Genomic DNA, 18735 nt, shown 5'->3' with positions numbered 1-18735 from the left:
GCCATCGCCACTGGTATGGATTAACGGATTGCATATGACTGAACAGCGCCCTATTGCGGTCCTCGGAGGCGGAAGTTTTGGCACCGCCGTGGCTAACCTGCTGGCCGAAAACGGCCACGCGGTACGCCAGTGGATGCGTGATCCCGAGCAAGCCGAGGCCATCCGGGTACACCGCGAAAACCCCCGTTACCTTAAAGGCATCAAGATCCACGCGGCGGTCGAACCCGTCACGGACTTGCGGGCAACCCTGACGGCGTGCGACCTGTGCTTCGTCGCGCTGCCGTCCAGCGCCTTGCGCGCGGTGCTGGCGCCTCATGCCGAGCGCTTGGCCGGCAAGCTGCTGGTCAGCCTGACCAAGGGCATCGAGGCGCAGACCTTTATGCTGATGAGCGAAATCCTCACCGAGATCGCCCCCGAGGCGCGCATTGGCGTGTTGTCCGGGCCGAACCTGGCGCGGGAAGTCGCCGAGCACGCGCTGACTGCCACGGTGGTCGCAAGTGAAGATGAGGAACTGTGCGAGCGGGTCCAGGCCGTGCTGCATGGCCGCACCTTCCGCGTCTACGCCAGCGGCGACCGGTTTGGTGTCGAACTGGGCGGCGCGTTGAAAAACGTCTACGCGATCATCGCCGGCATGGCGGTGGCGCTGGGCATGGGTGAAAACACCAAGAGCATGTTGATCACCCGCGCGCTGGCCGAGATGACCCGCTTTGCGGTGAACCAGGGCGCCAACCCGATGACCTTCCTCGGGCTGGCCGGCGTGGGCGACTTGATCGTCACCTGCTCGTCGCCGAAAAGCCGCAACTACCAGGTCGGTTTCGCCCTGGGCCAGGGCTTGAGCCTGGAAGACGCGGTGACGCGCCTGGGCGAAGTGGCCGAAGGCGTCAACACCCTCAAGGTGCTGAAGGCCAAGGCCCAGGAAGTCGGCGTGTATATGCCGTTGGTCGCCGGGTTGCACGCGATCCTGTTTGAAGGGCGCACCTTGAACCAGGTCATCGAGTTGCTGATGCGCGCCGAACCGAAAACCGATGTCGACTTTATTTCCACCAGTGGTTTCAACTGAGGAACGCGTCATGAACGATCCGAAAGCAGCGCCCAAGTACGAATCCATTGTGTTGCGCATCCTCTGGATGCTGGTGTTTGCCCTGGTGTGGCAGGTCGCGCAGTTCCTGCTCGGCGCCTTGGTGGTGGTGCAACTGATCTACCGCCTGGTGTACGGCGCGCCGAACCTGGGCCTGATGAACTTCGGCGACAGCCTCAGCCAGTTCCTCGCGCAGATCGGCCGCTTCGGCAGCTTTCACACCGAGCAAAAGCCGTGGCCATTCGCCGATTGGCCAACCCCGCGCGCACCCGAGGGCGAAGCCGCCCACAGCGTGCCGCCCGCGCCGCACCCGGTGCGCGATGAGGAGCCAAAACTGTGAAGCTGTGGATTTTGCGCCACGGTGAGGCCGAAGGGCATGCCCGCACGGATGCCGAGCGCAACCTCACCGAACATGGCCGTGGCGAAGTCTTGCGCAGTGCCGCGCACCTGATCGGCCAGCCCCTCAGTGCAATCATCGCCAGCCCCTATGTGCGGGCGCAGCAGACCGCACAACTGGTGCGCCAGGCCTTGGGTTTTGAGCCGCAAATCCGCACGGTGCCGTGGCTGACGCCCGAGGGCAACCCGCTGCAAGTGCTGGAAAAGCTCGACACCGATGACAACGTGCTGCTGGTCAGCCATCAGCCGTTGGTGGGCAGCCTGATCAGCTTTTTGCAGCATGGCCATCAGCGTCAGCCGCAACCGATGCACACCGCGAGCCTCGCGGAACTGGAAGGGGATTTCCCGCTGGCGGGGCTGATGAGCCTGGTCAGCGTGAAGAATCCGTAGGCTGGATCGCGGCTTTGTGTGTGCTATATAGTCAGCCAAGCAAGTGCTTGGTTGGCTATGTTCGGACCACAAAGGAGCGCGTCCCATGCCCGTCGCTTTTCGTTTGCCGTTGCAGGTCTTCTTTGAACGTGAAGCGCGCCATCCGCGCAAAACCTTTCTGGTACAGCCCGTCGGCGGGGGCGAGGTGCACAGCCTCACCTGGGGCGATGTCGGCCAACAGGCCCGTTGCGCCGCGCACTGGCTGCGCGCCCGTGAACTGCCCCACGGTTCGCACATTGCCCTGATCTCGAAAAACTGCGCGCACTGGATCATCGCTGACCTGGCGATCTGGATGGCCGGGCATGTCTCGGTACCGTTGTACCCCAACCTCACTGCCGACTCCGTCGCCCACGTGCTGACACACTCCGAGGCGGCGCTGGTGTTTATCGGCAAGTTGGACGATTGGCCGGCGATGGCGCCCGGTGTACCCGCAGGTGTGCCAACCATCAGTCTGCCGCTGTGCCCGCCCGACACGTTTGATTTCAGCTGGGCCGACCTGCAAGCCTGCCCGCCCATTCAAGACAACCCAGAGCCTGCGGCATCGGACCTTGCGACCATCATCTACACCTCCGGCACCACCGGCCTGCCCAAGGGCGTGATGCACAGTTTCGGCGCCCTGGGCTTTGCCGCCACGCGCGGCACCGAAGTGTTTGGCCTGGGGGAGGGTGACCGGTTGCTGTCGTACTTGCCGCTGTGCCATGTGGCCGAGCGGATGTTTGTCGAGATGGCGGCGATCTATACCGGGCAAACCGTATTTTTCGCCGAGAGCCTGGATACCTTTCTGACAGACCTGCGCAGGGCGCGGCCGACGGCGTTGTTTGGTGTGCCGCGCATCTGGACCAAATTCCAGCTGGGCGTCTACGCCAAGATCCCGCAAAAGCGCCTCGACACCCTGTTGCGCCTGCCGTTTATCGGCAAGCGTGTGGGCCACAAAGTGCTCGCCGGCCTTGGGCTGGATGCGCTGCGCATCGCCCTGTCCGGCGCGGCGCCGGTGCCCGAGGCGCTGCTGCGCTGGTATCAACGCCTGGGCCTGGATGTGCTGGAGGTGTACGGCATGACCGAAAGTTGCGGCTATTCCCATGTGTGCCGCCCCGGCCAGCAGACAATCGGCTGGATCGGCCAGCCATGCCCGGGTGTTGAAGTGCGCATCGACGCCTCGGGTGAAGTGCAGGTGCGCAGCGGTGCGACCATGCTCGGTTACTTCAAGGACCCCGAGAAGACCGCCGAGACCCTCACCGCCGATGGCTTCCTGCGCACCGGCGACAAGGGCGAGCAGGACGCCGACGGCCGCCTGCGCTTGACCGGGCGGCTCAAGGAGATCTTCAAGACCAGCAAAGGCAAATACGTGGCCCCGGCGCCGATTGAAAACCGCCTGGCCGAACATGCCCACATCGAGCAGGTGTGCGTGGTCGGCGATGGCCTTGGTGCGCCGCTTGCGTTGTGTGTGCTATCGGCGCTGGCGCACGACCGCCAAGCCCTGCACGCCAGCCTTGAACGCTGGCTGGAGGCGGTCAACCAGCGGCTGGATAAACATGAGCGCCTGCGCCAGTTGGTGGTGGTGAATGACAACTGGGCGGTAGAAAACGGCTTCCTCACGCCGACCCTGAAGATTAAGCGCAACGTGATCGAATCGACTTACGGTGCACATTTGCAGACTTGGAGCGAGCGTTCCGAATCCGTTCTGTGGCAGGATTAGGCTCATCATAAAACCAACAAAGGACTCCCCCATGGGCCTGTGGCGCACCCAACCCAACATCGAACAACTCAACGCGATCCAGAAAAACACCATTGGTGAACTGCTGGATATTCGCTTCGAAAGCTTCGACGACGAATCCCTGACCGCCAGCATGGTGGTTGACCACCGTACCCATCAGCCCTACGGCTTGCTGCACGGCGGCGCGTCGGTGGTGCTGGCGGAAAGCGTCGGCTCCATGGCGGCCTACCTGTGTATCGACGCCAGCAAGTTCTATTGCGTGGGCCTGGAGGTCAACGCCAACCACCTGCGCGGTGTGCGCAGCGGGCGGGTGACGGCGGTGGCGCGGGCGATCCATATCGGCCGCACCACCCAGGTGTGGGACATCCGCTTGACCAGCGATGAAGGTAAAGCCAGCTGCGTTTCGCGCCTGACCATGGCCGTGGTGCCGCTCGGCGAGCAGCCACCCGCGCGATAGGCGTGGCGTGAGTGTCATCATTCCTGGCAGTTACAGTCATTGCTGTTGCGGCCAGGCGTGGTGACAATCGATTTCTGTTTTTGTAGATGAGTCCGGTATGTCGCAGCACGTGTTTTTTGCCCACGCCAATGGTTTCCCTTCGGCTACGTACGGCAAGTTGTTTGCCGCCCTGGCCCCGGAATACGCCGTGGCTCACTTGCCGCAGCACGGTCATGACCCCAGGTTTCCGGTGGACGATAACTGGCAGAACCTGGTGGACGAGTTGATCCACCATTTGGAACAGCAGCCGGAACCGGTGTGGGGCGTGGGCCATTCCCTGGGTGGCGTGCTGCATCTGCACGCGGCCATGCGTTGCCCGCAGTTTTACCGTGGCGTGGTAATGCTTGACTCGCCGGTGCTGACCCGTGCCGACCGCTGGGTGATCCGCGCCGCCAAGCGCCTGGGCTTTATCGACCGCCTGACCCCGGCCGGGCGCACCCTGGGCCGGCGTGAAGAATTCAATGATCTGGACAGCGCGCGCAGCTACTTCGCGGGCAAAACCCTGTTTCGCGGTTTCGACCCGGAATGCTTCGACGCGTACCTGCAACATGGCCTGCATCAGGTGGGCGACCGCCTGCGCCTGCGCTTCGATCCGGCCACCGAAATCAGCATCTACCGGGGCGTGCCCCACACCAGCCCCGGCCAGGTGCGCCAGTTGAAAGTGCCGCTGGCGGTGGTGCGCGGCCGCCAGAGCCGGGTGGTGATGCGCCATCACGCCAGCGGCGTCGATCGCTTGCCGATGGGCGAAATGCTCACCATGCCCGGCGGCCATATGTTCCCCCTCGAACGCCCCCAGGACACCGCGACCTTGATCAAGAACCTGTTCTCCCGTTGGGCCGCCCGTGAGGGCCACTGCGCATGAGTGTGCCGGTCGAGGAAGTACGCCTGAGCCTGCCCCACATCGAACTGGCGGCTCATCTGTTCGGGCCCGAAGACGGTTTGCCGGTGATCGCCCTGCATGGCTGGCTGGACAACGCCAACAGCTTTGCGCGGCTGGCGCCGAAGCTTCAGGGCTTGCGCATCGTCGCCTTGGACATGGCGGGGCATGGGCATTCGGCGCATCGTCCTGCAGGAGCCGGTTATGCCTTGTGGGATTACGTCCACGATGTGCTGCACGTCGCCGAACAACTGGGCTGGAAACGTTTTGCATTACTTGGCCACTCCCTTGGCGCCATCGTGTCCCTGGTGCTGGCCGGTGCGTTGCCTGAGCGGGTGACGCACCTGGGATTGATCGATGGCGTGATCCCTCCGACCGCCAGCGGCGAGAACGCCGCCGAGCGCCTGGGCATGGCGTTGCAGGCGCAGTTGAACCTGCAAGACAAACGCAAGCCGGTCTACACCACCCAGGACCGTGCCGTGGAAGCGCGCATGAAAGGCTTGGTGGCAGTCAGCCGCGAAGCCGCAGAATTACTGGCCCAGCGCGGTTTGATGCCGGTGCCGGGCGGTTACACCTGGCGCACCGACAGCCGTTTGACCCTGGCATCACCGATGCGCCTGACTGATGAACAAGCCATGGCCTTCGTGCGTCGGGTGGGTTGCCCTACACAGTTGGTAGTCGCGGCCGACGGCATGCTGGCGAAACATCCAGAATTGCTTTCCCAGCTACCCTTCACCGTGACCACGCTCCCAGGCGGCCATCATTTGCACCTGAATGACGAGCCCGGTGCGGCTCTTGTTGCAGACTGTTTCAATCGGTTCTTCTCTGCGCCTTGACTTGGCGGGGTCAACTGCCGAGGCTGGGCGGATTGAAAGGGAGTCAACCATGAACCATCTCAACACTGCTCTGACCTCCGCTGGCCACGGCGCGTTGATTCTATGAGCGTGCGTAACGGCTGTATCCGTATCCTCGGGCTAAGCCTGCTCAGCCCACTGGTGTTCGCCGCCGACGTGCCGGGTAGCCAGGACCTGCCCGCCGTGGCCCGGCAAGTCGACGCACAAATTGTCGATTACCGCCCCGCTGAAGAAAAGGAACGCATCTACCCCATGGGTGCGATCCGCAAGATCAGCGGCCAGTTGCGCTACGAAGGCCAGGCCACTGCCCGCGGCCAGGCCACGGCGATTACCTATGAGTTGCCCGCCGAGCACAGTTCCAGCACCGCGTTCACCGCCACGCGCGAGGCGTTGCAGGCCAAAGGCGCGCAGTTGTTGTTCTGGTGCAAGGCCCGTGATTGCGGCGAAAGCAGCCTGTGGGCCAACGAGATCTTCGGCAACGCCAAGCTGGTGGGGGCCGACAGCGAGCAGGAATACCTGCTGCTGCGCCTGGCCGAGCCGCAAGCGAACAGCCTGATCGCGCTGTATGCCATTACCCGCGGCAACCGCCGTGCCTACCTGCATGTGGAACAGTTGGATGCCGGCGCGCCGCTGGGTGACCTGCTGCCCACCTCAGCCACGCTATTGCGTGAGCTTAAAAGCACCGGCGAGCTCGACTTGCCGAAGTTGGGCGCCGAGCCGGACGACACCTGGCTGACCCTGATTTCCCGCGGGCTCAACCTCGACACCACCCTGCGTGTCAGCCTCGCCGGGCCGAATGCCGAAGCCTGGCGCCAGGCCTTGATCGACAAGGGTGTGCGTGCCGCGCGCCTGGAGACCGGCACCGGCGAGACCCAGGGCCTGCACCTGCATCTGATACGCTAGGCGTTATCGGGCGAACGGCCCCGCGCCGTTCGCCTAAGCTGTCTTCCTAACGCCTCCTGCTAGAGATACCCCATGCTCAATAACGATCGCCTGCTGGTGCAAATCCTGCTGCTGGTGCTGTTTGGTGCCAGCTTCTGGGTCATGGCGCCGTTCTGGTCGGCGCTGTTCTGGGGCGCGGTGCTGGCGTTTGCCAGCTGGCCGCTGATGCGTTTGCTGACCCGCGCCCTGGGTGGCCGCGAATCGCTGGCCGCCGGCATCCTGACCCTGGGCTGGATGCTGCTGGTGGCGGTGCCGCTGGTGTGGCTGGGGTTCAACCTGGCGGATCATGTGCGCGATGCGGTGGCGCTGATCAAGGATATCCAGGTTGACGGTCTGCCCGAAGCGCCGACCTGGCTGGGTTCGATCCCGTTTGTTGGCGAGCGACTGGTGGGCATGTGGGACAGCATCGACCAGCAGGGCGCTGCGTTGATGGTCACGCTCAAACCCTACCTGGGCCAGGTCGGCAACTGGCTGCTGGCGCGCAGTGCGCAGATCGGCGGCGGCATTTTGGAGCTGACCCTGAGCCTGGTATTCGTATTCTTTTTCTACCGTGACGGGCCGCGCCTGGCGATGTTCGTGCATCGCCTGCTGGAGCGCTTGATCGGTGACCGCGCCGGTTACTACATCGAACTGGTGGCGGGCACCGTGCAGCGGGTGGTCAACGGTGTGATCGGCACAGCCGCCGCGCAGGCGCTGCTGGCATTGATCGGCTTCCTGATCGCCGGCGTACCGGGCGCGCTGGTGCTGGGGATCGTCACCTTCCTGCTCAGCCTGATCCCCATGGGCCCACCGCTGGTGTGGATCCCGGCCACGGCCTGGCTGGCCTGGAAGGGCGACTACACCTACGCAGTGTTCCTTGGCGTGTGGGGCACGTTCATCATCAGCGGCGTCGACAACGTGCTCAAGCCGTACCTGATCAGCCGAGGCGGCAACCTGCCGCTGGTGATCGTGCTGCTCGGGGTGTTTGGCGGGTTGATTGCGTTTGGGTTTATCGGCCTGTTTATCGGCCCGACGTTGTTGGCGGTGGCGTATAGCTTGTTGATGGACTGGAGTGCGACCCAGGCCCAGGGCCGCCGGGAAGACAAACCCTTATAACTGGCAGGTCTCGATCAGTGTGGGAGCGGGCTTGTGTGGGAGCGGGCTTGCTCGCGAAGGCGGTGGTTCAGTCACCAGATGTGTTGACTGGCACGCCGCTTTCGCGAGCAAGCCCGCTCCCACATGGGCCTGCGCCAGCCTGTTAGGTTCGCGGAAGCCACATGACAGCAGTCAACCCACCACCAGGGGTCTCCTCCAGGCTCAGCTTCCCGCCCAAGCGCTCCGCCGCATCCTTGGAAATCGTCATGCCCAAACCAACGCCACCGGAATTGCGGTTGCGCGAGCCTTCCAGGCGAAAGAACGGTTCGAACACCGCCTCGCGCTGATCGGCGGCAATCCCCGGCCCATGGTCGATCACGCGGATAATCAGGGCCTCACGGCTGTCCTCCAGCTCGACCCGCGCCGTGCCGGCATAACGCAGCGCGTTGTCGATCAGGTTGTTGAGGCACGAGCGCAAGGCCATCGGTTGTACCTGCAATGGCGCGCACGTGCCGCCGTGTTGCACGTCGGAGCCTTGGTCCTGGGCGTTCTCGCTCATGGATTCCACCAGCGCCTGCACGTCGAGCCAATGCCGGGTTTCGCTGGTGCGTTGTTCGTGCAGGTAGCTCAGGGTCGCGTCGAGCATGCCGATCATGTCGTTGAGGTCCTGGCGCATCTGGCCCTGCAACTTGGGGTCTTCGATCTGTTCCAGGCGCAACTTGAGGCGTGACAGCGGCGTGCGCAGGTCATGGGACACCGCACCGAGCATGCGCGCACGCTGGCTGACCTGTTCGCGGATGCGCCGTTGCATCAGGTTGAAGGTCGATGCCGCTTGTTTCGCCTCCCGTGGCCCGGACTCGTCGAGGGGCGGGCTGTCGAGGTCCAGGCTCAGGCGCTCGGCGGCTTCGCTGAGGCGCTGGATCGGCCGGCTCAGCAGCTTGGCGCCGTACCAGGCGGCGATGATCAATGAGATGAACTGGAACGTCAGCGGCACCACCGGCCCGCCAAACCAGGGGCGACGGTGTTCCTTGATCAGCGGCACCATGCTGCCGTCCGGTTGCTCGATAAAGGTTTCCTGGGGCGGCGGCGGTGGCGGGCCGTAATAGCGGAACCAGGCGATGGCCAGTACGTGGGCGAGGATGATCGCCACCAGCAATACGCCGAACAGCCGCCCGAACAACGTATTGAAGGTGGCACGCATCAACCGATATCCCGGGCGTCGAACAGGTAGCCTTCGCCGCGTACGGTCTTGATCAGCTGCGGAGCCTTGGGGTCATCACCGAGCTTCTGGCGCAGGCGCGAGACCAGCAGGTCGATGCTGCGGTCGAAGGCTTCGATGGAGCGACCCCGGGCCGCATCCAGCAACTGTTCGCGACTCAATACGCGGCGCGGCCGTTCAATAAACACCCACAGCAGGCGGAACTCGGCGTTGGACAGCGGCACCACCAGGCCGTCGTCGGCCACCAGTTGGCGCAGCACGCTGTTCAGGCGCCAGTTGTCGAAGCGGATATTGGCACGCTGCTCGGTGCGGTCATCGCGTACGCGGCGCAGGATGGTCTGGATACGCGCCACCAGTTCACGCGGTTCGAACGGCTTGGACATGTAGTCGTCGGCGCCCAGTTCCAGGCCGATGATGCGGTCGGTGGGTTCGCAGCGGGCGGTGAGCATCAGGATCGGGATGTCCGACTCTGCGCGCAGCCAGCGGCACAGCGACAGGCCGTCTTCCCCTGGCAGCATCAGGTCGAGCACCACCACGTCGAAGGTTTCGGCCTGCATGGCCACGCGCATGGCCGCGCCGTCGGTGACGCCGGTGGCGAGGATATTGAAGCGCGCCAGGTAGTCGATCAGCAGTTCACGGATCGGCACGTCGTCATCGACAATCAGCGCGCGGGTGTTCCAGCGCTTTTCATCGGCGATCACCGAACCTTTGTGCTCGTCGTTCATAGAGACGGGAGGGGTATGCATAGTGCGATCATCTGCCTGGTTGTGACGGTCAGCATAGGCGCCCAGCCCCATGACTGGAAGTGCTGGACGGTGGGTCGTGCGGGCGAGGCTAGCGGTGGGGCGTGTTGGGGGCATGTCGTGAATGTATCAGCTTTGAAATAATCGGCTGAAACACCCGTTTCAGTGCGTCCTGTCAGTATTTACCGATCATCGGATCCCGCAACGGCGCCGCTTGCGCTACAATCCGCGCCGATTTCGACTTGCCTGAGAGCCCATTCCAATGTCCGTCTGCCAGACTCCTATCATCGTCGCCCTGGATTACCCCACTCGTGACGCCGCACTGAAGCTGGCTGACCAGTTGGACCCGAAGCTTTGCCGGGTCAAGGTCGGCAAGGAACTGTTCACCAGCTGCGCCGCAGAAATTGTCGGCACCCTGCGTGACAAAGGCTTCGAAGTGTTCCTCGACCTTAAATTCCACGATATTCCCAACACCACCGCCATGGCCGTGAAAGCCGCCGCCGAAATGGGCGTGTGGATGGTCAACGTGCACTGCTCCGGTGGCCTGCGCATGATGACCGCCTGCCGTGAAGTGCTGGAACAGCGCAGCGGCCCGAAACCGCTGCTGATCGGTGTGACCGTGCTGACCAGCATGGAACGCGAAGACCTGGCCGGCATCGGCCTGGACATCGAGCCACAGGAGCAAGTATTGCGCCTGGCGGCGCTGGCGCAGAAAGCCGGCCTTGATGGCCTGGTGTGTTCGGCGTTGGAAGCCCAGGCGTTGAAGACCGCGCACCCGTCGCTGCAACTGGTGACCCCGGGGATTCGTCCGGCGGGCAGTGCCCAGGACGACCAGCGCCGGATCCTGACGCCGCGCCAGGCGTTGGATGCGGGTTCTGACTACCTGGTGATTGGTCGCCCGATCAGCCAGGCGGCGGATCCGGCCAAGGCGTTGGCGGCAGTGGTTGCCGAGATCGCCTGATATCTGGAGTCAGCACGGTTAAAAATGTGGGAGCGGGCTTGCTCGCGAAGGCGGTGCTTCAGTCACCAGATGTGTTGACTGGCACGCCGCTTTCGCGAGCAAGCCCGCTCCCACACAAGCCCGCTCCCACATTTAGATCTCCAACATTCAGAGCCAGGGTGTTTCAGCTGACCTTCAGCACCAACTTCCCAAAGTTCTCACCGTTGAACAGCTTCATCAACGTCTCCGGGAACGTCTCCAACCCTTCCACAATATCCTCCTTGCTCTTGAGCTTGCCCTGGGCCATCCAGCCGCCCATCTCCAGGCCAGCAGCAGCAAAGCCTGCCGCGTGATCCATCACCACAAAACCCTCCATGCGCGCACGATTGACCAGCAATGACAAGTAGTTGGCCGGACCTTTCACCGCTTCCTTGTTGTTGTACTGGCTGATCGCACCGCAAATCACCACCCGCGCCTTCAGCGCCAGGCGGCTGAGCACCGCGTCGAGAATGTCGCCGCCGACGTTATCGAAATACACGTCCACGCCCTTGGGGCACTCGCGCTTGAGCGCCGCGGGCACGTCTTCGTTTTTGTAGTCGATGGCAGCGTCGAAACCCAGCTCATCCACGAGGAATTTGCACTTGTCGGCGCCACCGGCAATGCCCACCACACGGCAGCCTTTGATCTTGGCGATCTGCCCGGCAATGCTGCCCACTGCACCGGCCGCGCCGGAGATGACCACGGTATCGCCGGCCTTGGGCGCGCCGGTGTCCAGCAGGGCGAAGTAGGCGGTCATGCCGGTCATGCCCAGTGCCGACAGGTAGCGCGGCAGCGGCGCCAGTTTTGGATCAACCTTGTAGAAGCCGCGCGGCTCACCGAGGAAATAATCCTGCACACCCAAGGCGCCGTTCACGTAGTCGCCGACGGCAAACTTGGGGTTGTTCGACGCAATCACTTTGCCTACGCCCAGCGCGCGCATGACCTCGCCGATACCGACCGGCGGGATGTAGGACTTGCCTTCGTTCATCCAGCCGCGCATGGCCGGGTCGAGGGACAGGTATTCATTGCGCACCAGCACTTGCCCGTCCTGCGGTGTGCCCACCGGGACTTCCTGATAGGTGAAGGTGTCCCGCGTGGCGGCGCCGACCGGGCGTTTGGCGAGCAGGAATTGGCGGTTGGTCTGGGCAGTCATGGCAGGGACTCTTTTAGAAATGAACCATGATTGATAGACCCAGAACGGCTTGCGAGCAAGGTTCACCGGCCAGTGCGAATGCCCGTCGATAGGCAAGGCTGATAGTCAGGTCCGTGGCTTTATCACTGTGATCCATGCAGCGCCAACCGGCCTTCTGATAGTGCTGACGCGCCCATCGCCGCGTTGGCTAGACTCGCCCCACGGCTATTTCTCCCAAAGGACATCCCTATGAGCATGACGTTTTCCGGCCAGGTCGCCCTGGTGACAGGCGCCGCCGCCGGTATTGGCCGCGCCACCGCGCTGGCGTTCGCCGCCGAAGGTTTGAAGGTGGTGGTTGCCGACCTGGACGCTGCGGGCGGCGAGGGTACTGTGGCGCTGATCCAGCAGGCGGGCGGTGAAGCGCTGTTTGTGCGCTGCAACGTCACCCTGGAAGCCGATGTGCAGCAACTGATGACGCGCACGGTCGCTGCCTATGGTCGCCTGGACTACGCCTTCAACAATGCCGGGATCGAGATCGAGAAGGGCAAGCTGGCCGACGGCAGCCTGGATGAGTTCGACGCCATCATGGGCGTCAACGTCAAAGGCGTGTGGTTGTGCATGAAGTACCAACTGCCACTGTTGCTGGCCCAGGGCGGCGGGGCGATCGTCAACACTGCATCGGTGGCGGGTTTGGGCGCAGCGCCAAAGATGAGTATTTATGCCGCCTCCAAGCATGCGGTGATCGGCCTGACCAAGTCGGCGGCCATCGAGTACGCGAAAAAGCACATTCGTGTGAATGCGGTGTGCCCGGCGGTGATCGATACCGATATGTTCCGCCGTGCCTATGAAGCCGACCCGCGCAAGGCTGATTTCGCCGCCGCCATGCACCCGGTCGGGCGCATCGGCAAGGTCGAGGAAATCGCCGCCGCCGTGCTCTATCTGTGCAGCGACGGTGCCGCGTTCACCACTGGCCAGGCGTTGGCGGTGGACGGTGGCGCGACCGCCATCTAGGACCTGCAAACGCACCCCAACTGAAAAGGATCGGGGTGCTGTGGGGTTTTTCCATAGCTGGCAAAATGCCGCGTCCCAATATGTATCAGCAGGTAAATAATTCAATAAAATCAATACTTTAGTAAAAATTGGCAAACGGCCGCAACGTACTTCTGTGCTTAACTCTGGCGGGTTGAATAACAGACAGTGAAGTGAGTGGCTCATGGATTTAGGGATCGATCGACAAGCCCTTGTACCGGTGGTGCAACAGATCATCAGCGCGGTGGCGCAATGGATTCGCAAGAGCGGGGCAAGCCCTGGCACGCGTCTGCCGTCCATCCGCCAATTGGCCCTCGACAACCTGCTCAGCCAATCCAGCGTCATCGAGGCCTTTGAACGCATGGTGGCCCAGGGGCTGTTGGCCTCCAAACCGGGGGCGGGGTTTGTTGTGGCCGAGCCCACGGCTCACCACGAGCACCATTGGTATGAAGGTGCGGAGCAAGACTGGGGAGCCTTCACCGACGGCCCCCTGGGTGAGCTGAAACTGGGGTGTGGCTGGTTGCCGGATGCCTGGCGCGAAAGCGATGACATCAACTATGCGATCCGCGAGGTCAGCCGCACCGACACCGGCGGTGTGTTCAACTACAGCACCCCGCTGGGGTTGCCGGTGCTGCGCGAACAATTGCTCAAGTGCCTGGCCCGCATGCACGTGGCCAGCAGCCTCGACCGCATTCTCACCACCCAGGGCGCCAGCCAGGCCCAGGACCTGCTGATACGCACGCTGCTCAAGGCCGGCGACACGGTGGTGGTGGAAACCCCAGGCTACGGCAACCTCTATCGCCAGTTGGCCTTCCAGGGCGTCAAGCTGCTGGAGGTGCCTCGCACCCGTGGCGGCCCGGACATTGCGGTGCTGGAAACGCTGTTGCAGGTTCATCGCCCCAAATGCCTGTTCATCAGCAGCCTGTATCACAACCCCACCGGCACCAGCTTGTGTCGCACGGTGGCCGAGCGCTTGTTGCAACTGGCCCAGGCCGAGGATTTCCTGATCATTGAAGAAGACGTCTTTGGCGACCTGCAGCATGCCAGTTGCACGCGTCTGGCGGCGTTGCCCCATGATGACCGGGTGATCTACATCTCGAGTTTCTCCAAGACCCTGAGCAGCGCCCTGCGGGTGGGCTATCTCAGTGCCAGCACCGCAATCATCGCGCAACTGGTCAACCTCAAGACCCTGACCGGCCTCGGTACCTCGCGTTTTGCCGAGGCGGTGGTGGCGACGCTGCTGGCCAATGGCACCTATCGCAAGTGGGTGCAGCGCCTGCGCAAGCGGCTGAACACGCAAATGTCCGCTACCCTGCAAGTGCTGGAGGATGAGGAGTGGGAGGTGTTTGCCGTGCCCGCCGGGGGCATGTTCCTGTGGGCGCGCCCTGGGGTGGGGGATCGTGCGCGGTTGTCGGCCTGTGCCCGTCGACTGGGCGTGCTGCTGTCGCCGGGGGCGCTGTTCAGCCCGGCGGGTGAGCACAGCGATTGGCTGCGGATCAATGTGGCCTATGCGGCTGATCAGCGTGCCTTGGCGTTGTTCCGCAGCATGGGGCCTGCCAGATCGACCTCGACCATTCTGAAAACGACGAGCATGTAGCTTTTTGCCATTATTGTGGCGCCAATGCCTTGTGTCAGTGGCTCGTGGTTGCGAATCTCCTTGCTGGTCAATCGGGCTGGATGGCAGCTGCCATTGCAAGAGGGTTCAAGTGCAATGATTTCAGGCGTGCAACGACGTTTCGCCAACCTCGGTATGGCGAAGAAACTGGGCTTGGGCTTCCTCTTGGTGCTGTTGCTGACGGCGCTGGTGGCGGCGATCGGGGTGTGGTCGCTGCAAACCGTGGGTCAGCGTTTTGAAGGCCTCAACAGCATGTCTTCGCTGAACAGCGGCTTGCTCAAGGTGCGCTTGATCGAGCAGGACTACGCGCTGCACGCCGACCCCAAGGCCGTCGACGCCTTGCATGCCAGCGTCGAGGCCTTGGCGGCCCTGGCGGCGAGCCTCAAGGCGCAGTCGCCGGCCAATGTGCCGGCCATGACCGATGTTGAGCAAGCCTTGGCCGCCTACCGCAAGGCGTTCGACGAGTTTGTCGAGCTGACCCAGACCAAGGATCTGGCGCTGGAGATGGCCAGTTGGTCGGTGTCCAGCGTGGCCAACAACCTTGATGTATTGCAGGCCGGCCTGGCGGATGACGGCGCTTATGGCCTGAAGGAAAGCCAGGGCAAGGAGGGTGCCGAGTTTATCGAGCAAGCGGGGCAGGTCAGCCAGGTGTCGCGCTTGATGTTGCAAGCGATGAACGAGGCCCACGTACGTCTGGATCAAAGCCGCAAGGGTGATGAAGACAACGGCGAACAAGGCAAGATCGAGCAGGCCGACCAGGCGCTGGCCCAGGTCGAACAACTGAAAACCACGGTCAAGGACCCTGGCTACCAGACGGTGCTCAACGAAGTCTCCGGGCATATCGCCGCGTTCAGCGAGAAACTCGGTGAGTACACCGGCCTGTTGGCGCAGGAAAAGATCGTCTACAAACAACTGCGTGAGCGCGCCGAGCAGGTGGTCAACCGGGTCAACCAGGCCTATGCCGCCGAAGACCAGTCGATGCAGGCGCAGCTGCAGAAAAGCACCTTGCTGATTATCGGCTCGTCCGCCCTGGCCCTGTTGGTGGGCTTGATTGCGGCGCTGGTGATTACGCGCTTGATCGTCGCGCCATTGCGCAGTGTGATCGCCGTCGCGCAGCAGATTGCGGCGGGTGATTTGAGCGGGCGCATGGAGGTCAGCCGGCGCGATGAAATCGGCCAGTTGATGCAGGCGATGCAGCAGATGGGCAATGGTTTGAGCCAGATGGTCAGCGGGTTGCAAGCGGGCATCGAACAACTGGCCAGCTCGGCGCATTCACTGTCCAGCGTCACAGAGCAGACCAATGTCGAGGTCAGCAGCCAGAAGGAAGAAACCGAGCAGGTGGCCACGGCGATGAACCAGATGACCGCCACCGTGCACGACGTGGCGCGCAATGCCGAACAAGCCGCCCTGGCCGCGCAGACCGCCGATAGCAAGGTGGACAGCGGCCAGCAGGTGGTGCGCCAGAGTTTGCAGCGTATCGAGCTGCTCGCTAGCTCCAGTACCAGCGCCAGTGCCAGCATCGAAAGCCTCAGTGCCGAAATCCAGAACATCGGCACCGTGCTGGGGGTGATCAAAAGCGTGGCCGAGCAAACCAACCTGCTGGCCCTCAATGCCGCTATCGAAGCCGCGCGTGCCGGGGAGCAAGGCCGTGGTTTTGCGGTGGTGGCCGATGAGGTGCGGGCGTTGGCCAAGCGCACTCAGCAATCGACCGAAGAAATCGAGCGGCTGGTCAGCACCTTGCGCAGCGCGGCGCAGTCGTCGGTGCAGCAGATCCAGCACAGTGGCGAGTTGGTGAAACTGGCGGTCAGCGATGCGTTGGAAACCGAGAGCGCCTTGGGCAGCATCGCCACGGCGGTGTCGTTGATCCAGCAGATGAACCAGCAGATTGCCGCGGCGGCCGAGGAGCAAAGCTCGGTGGCCGAAGAGATCAACCGCAGTGTCACCAGCATTCGCGCCAGCGCCGATCAGTCGGCGTTGAGCATGCAGGGCAATGCCGCGTCGAGCATCCAACTGGCGCAGTTGGGTGCGGAGCTGAAGGGCATGGTCGGGCACTTCCGCCTGTGATCGCTACACGCCTGTAGCGACCAGGGAGGAGGGCGGTCAGGCGTGGTTGGCGAGGAAGGTCAGCAGCGCCTCATTGACGAAGTCCGGGTTCTCCCGGGCACTGATATGCCCGGCGTCGGGGATCAGGATCAGGCTGCAACCGATCAACTCGGCCATTTCCCGGGATTCGGCGGGTGGCCGGGGTTTGTCCTGTTCGCCGCACATCACCAGGGTGGTGTCGGCGTCCAGGCGCGGCAGTTGGCCCAGTACATCCTCGCGGCTGAAGATCAGGCGGCCCAATGGCACGACGCTGCTCAGCAGGCGTTCCCTGGAAAAATCCTGCAACGCCTGGCGAAACTCCTGATACAGCGCAGACTCGCGGTCGATTTCCGCGCGGAAGAAGATCGGTGCGATCACATCCAGCAATGGCTCGGGAATGGCACCGGCGTCTTCGATCATCTTGAACAGCGAGAAGTAGTACTGGCGCGTGGCTTCGGGCTCGGCGCCGAGGTGGGTGTCCATCAGCACCAGGCTGTTGATGCGCTCGGGCGCCAGCAGCGCCAGGCGTGCGCCCCACATGCCACCGACCGACAGGCCCACCAGGTTGACCTGGGCGATGTCCAGGTGGTCAAGCAGCGCCAGGGCCTGGCGTGCCAGGTCATCGAGGGATTGGGTGTGGGTGGGCAGCGGGCCCGATTCGCCATGGCCCCACAGCTCGGGGACGATCACGCGGTACTGTTGCGACAGGGCTTCGATCTGCGGCGCCCACATCGTGCGGTCCCACAGGTAGCTCGACCCCAGCAGCACGGCGGGGCCGCTGCCTTGGTCGATATAGTGCAACGGTTGTCCATCTATCACGGTGACAGGCATAGCAGGCCTCTGACTTCACGGAGTGAGGGGCACTTTTTTACGCTAGAAGGGGGCGGGGCGATAGGTGCAAAGTGATGGCATGTGGCGAACCGGGTTCGCCACAGGGGAGTGGGGTCGATCAGTCGTAGATGACTTTCTTTTTCCACTCGGCGTCGGCGTCGACGACCTTGAGGCCTTCGGTCAGTTCGTTGACCTCATCCTCGGCCGGCTTGCTGTTGGTCAATACCGTGGAGTTGGCGCGCGCCAGTTGCGACTCCAGCAATTGCAGTTGCGCGGCGTAGACCACCGGCTCCGGCTGTTTGCGCAGGTACTGCACGCCACGTTCGAAGGCGAGACGCGCCTGGCCCGGCTGGCCTTGTTGCAGGGCATGCTGGCCGAGGTTGTTGAAGAACTCGATGTGCAGCAGCACGAGGATGTGGCGAATTTCCTTGATCCAGTGCTTGGCTTCATTGGTCGGCAGGAAACCATCCTGGGCGGCGCGAGTGACCTGGCCGTGCAGGGCTTCGAGCAGGAAGCGTACGTCCTTGGCCTTGGCTTCGGTCTGGATCGGTGCCGGCGGGTTGTTCACCGGGATCGATTCGCCCTGGGCAATCAATGCGTTCAGTTCGGTGATACGGGCCTTGAGCGCTGCACTGGTCTTGTTGAGGTTGAGCAGGCGCTGGTTGACGTTGAGCTCCAGGCGGGTCATCAGCAGCTTGAGCGCCGGGGTCATCAACTGGCCAGGGAACGTCTCGGTGATTTCACCGCAGCGACGCAGGCGATCATTGAGCTCGATCACGGTGCGCTGCTTTTCCAGTTTGTTGTTTTCCACCACGTGGTTCATGTAGCCAATGGCGATCAGTATTACGATCCCGGCTATTACCAGCAGGGTGATCAGGAGTGGTGTCACCGGTGTGACCTCTTTGTAGGGTTTGCAGTGGAGTGTAGTGATTGGGGCATCCGGCGGATAGGACTGATCGACCAGTTGCCCAGGTAGATTCTTCTATATAGGTAATCCTTCCCTGCATAGATGCACATTGCCATCATTTGCTGCAGCGAACTATAACGCCTTGTCGTGCGCCAGAATATAGGCGCCAAGGCGCAGACGGGCAGATTGCCTGCACCGGCCGGGAAAGCAGGGCGAAGTCATTGATTTTAATAAATTTATCCTTGGGGGTTGACGACCTATCAATCCATCCATAGAATGCGCGCCACTTAACGCGGAAAGCACTCAGCGAAACGCTGTTAGGTAGTGAAGTTGTACGT

General features: G+C 62.9%; 18 protein-coding genes. 13 read left to right on the top strand and 5 right to left on the bottom strand.

Annotated elements, in window-relative coordinates; all coding sequences use genetic code 11:
• The first annotated feature begins 34 nt into the window (after window positions 1–34).
• The 9 genes from DBR46_RS05320 (at window position 35) to DBR46_RS05280 (ending at window position 7881) form a co-directional block, all read left to right on the top strand.
• Complete coding sequence (locus DBR46_RS05320; protein WP_124525309.1) at window positions 35–1060, top strand: NAD(P)H-dependent glycerol-3-phosphate dehydrogenase; 1026 nt, start codon at window positions 35–37, stop codon at window positions 1058–1060.
• A 10-nt stretch (window positions 1061–1070) separates the two neighbouring features.
• Window positions 1071–1418, top strand: a complete 348-nt coding sequence (locus tag DBR46_RS05315) for a DUF4389 domain-containing protein (RefSeq protein ID WP_017734316.1) — start codon at window positions 1071–1073, stop codon at window positions 1416–1418.
• The gene (gene sixA / locus DBR46_RS05310; protein WP_124525308.1) at window positions 1415–1864 is read left to right on the top strand and encodes a phosphohistidine phosphatase SixA; all 450 of its coding nucleotides are present in this window, start codon (window positions 1415–1417) and stop codon (window positions 1862–1864) included. Before DBR46_RS05315 ends, sixA begins: the two co-directional genes overlap by 4 nt.
• An 85-nt stretch (window positions 1865–1949) precedes the next feature.
• Window positions 1950–3599: an AMP-binding protein gene (locus DBR46_RS05305; protein ID WP_124525307.1), complete on the top strand. Its 1650-nt coding sequence runs from the start codon at window positions 1950–1952 to the stop codon at window positions 3597–3599.
• 31 nt (window positions 3600–3630) lie between these two features.
• Window positions 3631–4074, top strand: a complete 444-nt coding sequence (locus DBR46_RS05300; RefSeq protein ID WP_124525306.1) for a hotdog fold thioesterase — start codon at window positions 3631–3633, stop codon at window positions 4072–4074.
• 97 nt (window positions 4075–4171) lie between these two features.
• A complete protein-coding gene (locus tag DBR46_RS05295) occupies window positions 4172–4975 on the top strand; it encodes an alpha/beta fold hydrolase (RefSeq protein ID WP_124525305.1) in 804 nt (267 codons plus the stop codon).
• Entirely contained in the window at window positions 4972–5826 is an 855-nt protein-coding gene (locus tag DBR46_RS05290) for an alpha/beta hydrolase (RefSeq protein WP_124525304.1), read from the top strand. The genes DBR46_RS05295 and DBR46_RS05290 overlap by 4 nt, the downstream gene beginning before the upstream one ends.
• Window positions 5827–5928: 102 nt before the next feature.
• Window positions 5929–6747, top strand: coding sequence for a DUF4892 domain-containing protein (locus DBR46_RS05285; protein WP_124525303.1), 819 nt, complete (start codon window positions 5929–5931; stop codon window positions 6745–6747).
• Window positions 6748–6819: 72 nt separating this feature from the next.
• Entirely contained in the window at window positions 6820–7881 is a 1062-nt protein-coding gene (locus tag DBR46_RS05280; protein WP_124525302.1) for an AI-2E family transporter, read from the top strand.
• A gap of 142 nt (window positions 7882–8023) precedes the next feature.
• On the opposite strand, the gene DBR46_RS05275 is transcribed toward DBR46_RS05280, so the two are convergent.
• Together DBR46_RS05275 and DBR46_RS05270 are read right to left on the bottom strand one after the other, a co-directional pair.
• Window positions 8024–9061 carry a HAMP domain-containing sensor histidine kinase gene (locus DBR46_RS05275; protein ID WP_124525301.1) on the bottom strand — a complete coding sequence of 346 codons (1038 nt, stop codon included), beginning with the start codon at window positions 9059–9061 and terminating at the stop codon, window positions 8024–8026.
• Window positions 9061–9825 (bottom strand): response regulator, encoded by a 765-nt coding sequence (locus tag DBR46_RS05270; RefSeq protein WP_124525300.1) that lies wholly within the window; start codon window positions 9823–9825, stop codon window positions 9061–9063. The genes DBR46_RS05275 and DBR46_RS05270 overlap by 1 nt, the downstream gene beginning before the upstream one ends.
• A 259-nt stretch (window positions 9826–10084) precedes the next feature.
• Between DBR46_RS05270 and pyrF the strand changes: the two genes are divergently transcribed.
• A complete protein-coding gene (gene pyrF / locus DBR46_RS05265) occupies window positions 10085–10783 on the top strand; it encodes an orotidine-5'-phosphate decarboxylase (RefSeq protein ID WP_017734306.1) in 699 nt (232 codons plus the stop codon).
• A gap of 163 nt (window positions 10784–10946) precedes the next feature.
• On the opposite strand, the gene DBR46_RS05260 is transcribed toward pyrF, so the two are convergent.
• Window positions 10947–11954 (bottom strand): NADP-dependent oxidoreductase, encoded by a 1008-nt coding sequence (locus DBR46_RS05260; protein WP_124525299.1) that lies wholly within the window; start codon window positions 11952–11954, stop codon window positions 10947–10949.
• 228 nt (window positions 11955–12182) lie between these two features.
• Between DBR46_RS05260 and DBR46_RS05255 the strand changes: the two genes are divergently transcribed.
• The 3 genes from DBR46_RS05255 to DBR46_RS05245 all read left to right on the top strand — a co-directional run bounded on the left by DBR46_RS05255 (window position 12183) and on the right by DBR46_RS05245 (window position 16641).
• Window positions 12183–12944, top strand: a complete 762-nt coding sequence (locus DBR46_RS05255) for an SDR family oxidoreductase (protein ID WP_124525298.1) — start codon at window positions 12183–12185, stop codon at window positions 12942–12944.
• A 202-nt stretch (window positions 12945–13146) separates the two neighbouring features.
• A complete protein-coding gene (locus tag DBR46_RS05250) occupies window positions 13147–14559 on the top strand; it encodes a PLP-dependent aminotransferase family protein (RefSeq protein WP_124525297.1) in 1413 nt (470 codons plus the stop codon).
• A 114-nt stretch (window positions 14560–14673) separates the two neighbouring features.
• Window positions 14674–16641, top strand: a complete 1968-nt coding sequence (locus DBR46_RS05245; protein ID WP_124525296.1) for a methyl-accepting chemotaxis protein — start codon at window positions 14674–14676, stop codon at window positions 16639–16641.
• Window positions 16642–16677: 36 nt separating this feature from the next.
• On the opposite strand, the gene DBR46_RS05240 is transcribed toward DBR46_RS05245, so the two are convergent.
• Together DBR46_RS05240 and DBR46_RS05235 are read right to left on the bottom strand one after the other, a co-directional pair.
• Window positions 16678–17490 carry an alpha/beta fold hydrolase gene (locus DBR46_RS05240; protein ID WP_124525295.1) on the bottom strand — a complete coding sequence of 271 codons (813 nt, stop codon included), beginning with the start codon at window positions 17488–17490 and terminating at the stop codon, window positions 16678–16680.
• Window positions 17491–17608: 118 nt separating this feature from the next.
• Complete coding sequence (locus DBR46_RS05235; protein WP_124525294.1) at window positions 17609–18379, bottom strand: hypothetical protein; 771 nt, start codon at window positions 18377–18379, stop codon at window positions 17609–17611.
• Between the last annotated feature and the right edge of the window lie 356 nt (window positions 18380–18735).

This window comes from Pseudomonas sp. KBW05 (genome assembly GCF_003852405.1).
GTDB lineage: Bacteria > Pseudomonadota > Gammaproteobacteria > Pseudomonadales > Pseudomonadaceae > Aquipseudomonas.
Note: the sequence above shows the minus strand (reverse complement) of the source record. Positions and strands in the feature narration are given on the sequence as shown.

Bases quoted from the DNA above. Each gene is read 5' to 3' on its own strand.
- DBR46_RS05320 (WP_124525309.1), top strand. From the start codon at position 35: ATGACTGAACAGCGCCCTATTGCGGTCCTCGGAGGCGGAAGTTTTGGC.
- DBR46_RS05315 (WP_017734316.1), top strand. From the start codon at position 1,071: ATGAACGATCCGAAAGCAGCGCCCAAGTACGAATCCATTGTGTTGCGC.
- DBR46_RS05305 (WP_124525307.1), top strand. From the start codon at position 1,950: ATGCCCGTCGCTTTTCGTTTGCCGTTGCAGGTCTTCTTTGAACGTGAA.
- DBR46_RS05300 (WP_124525306.1), top strand. From the start codon at position 3,631: ATGGGCCTGTGGCGCACCCAACCCAACATCGAACAACTCAACGCGATC.
- DBR46_RS05295 (WP_124525305.1), top strand. From the start codon at position 4,172: ATGTCGCAGCACGTGTTTTTTGCCCACGCCAATGGTTTCCCTTCGGCT.
- DBR46_RS05290 (WP_124525304.1), top strand. From the start codon at position 4,972: ATGAGTGTGCCGGTCGAGGAAGTACGCCTGAGCCTGCCCCACATCGAA.
- DBR46_RS05285 (WP_124525303.1), top strand. From the start codon at position 5,929: ATGAGCGTGCGTAACGGCTGTATCCGTATCCTCGGGCTAAGCCTGCTC.
- DBR46_RS05280 (WP_124525302.1), top strand. From the start codon at position 6,820: ATGCTCAATAACGATCGCCTGCTGGTGCAAATCCTGCTGCTGGTGCTG.
- DBR46_RS05275 (WP_124525301.1), bottom strand. From the start codon at position 9,061: ATGCGTGCCACCTTCAATACGTTGTTCGGGCGGCTGTTCGGCGTATTG.
- DBR46_RS05270 (WP_124525300.1), bottom strand. From the start codon at position 9,825: ATGCATACCCCTCCCGTCTCTATGAACGACGAGCACAAAGGTTCGGTG.
- pyrF (WP_017734306.1), top strand. From the start codon at position 10,085: ATGTCCGTCTGCCAGACTCCTATCATCGTCGCCCTGGATTACCCCACT.
- DBR46_RS05260 (WP_124525299.1), bottom strand. From the start codon at position 11,954: ATGACTGCCCAGACCAACCGCCAATTCCTGCTCGCCAAACGCCCGGTC.
- DBR46_RS05255 (WP_124525298.1), top strand. From the start codon at position 12,183: ATGAGCATGACGTTTTCCGGCCAGGTCGCCCTGGTGACAGGCGCCGCC.
- DBR46_RS05250 (WP_124525297.1), top strand. From the start codon at position 13,147: ATGGATTTAGGGATCGATCGACAAGCCCTTGTACCGGTGGTGCAACAG.
- DBR46_RS05245 (WP_124525296.1), top strand. From the start codon at position 14,674: ATGATTTCAGGCGTGCAACGACGTTTCGCCAACCTCGGTATGGCGAAG.
- DBR46_RS05240 (WP_124525295.1), bottom strand. From the start codon at position 17,490: ATGCCTGTCACCGTGATAGATGGACAACCGTTGCACTATATCGACCAA.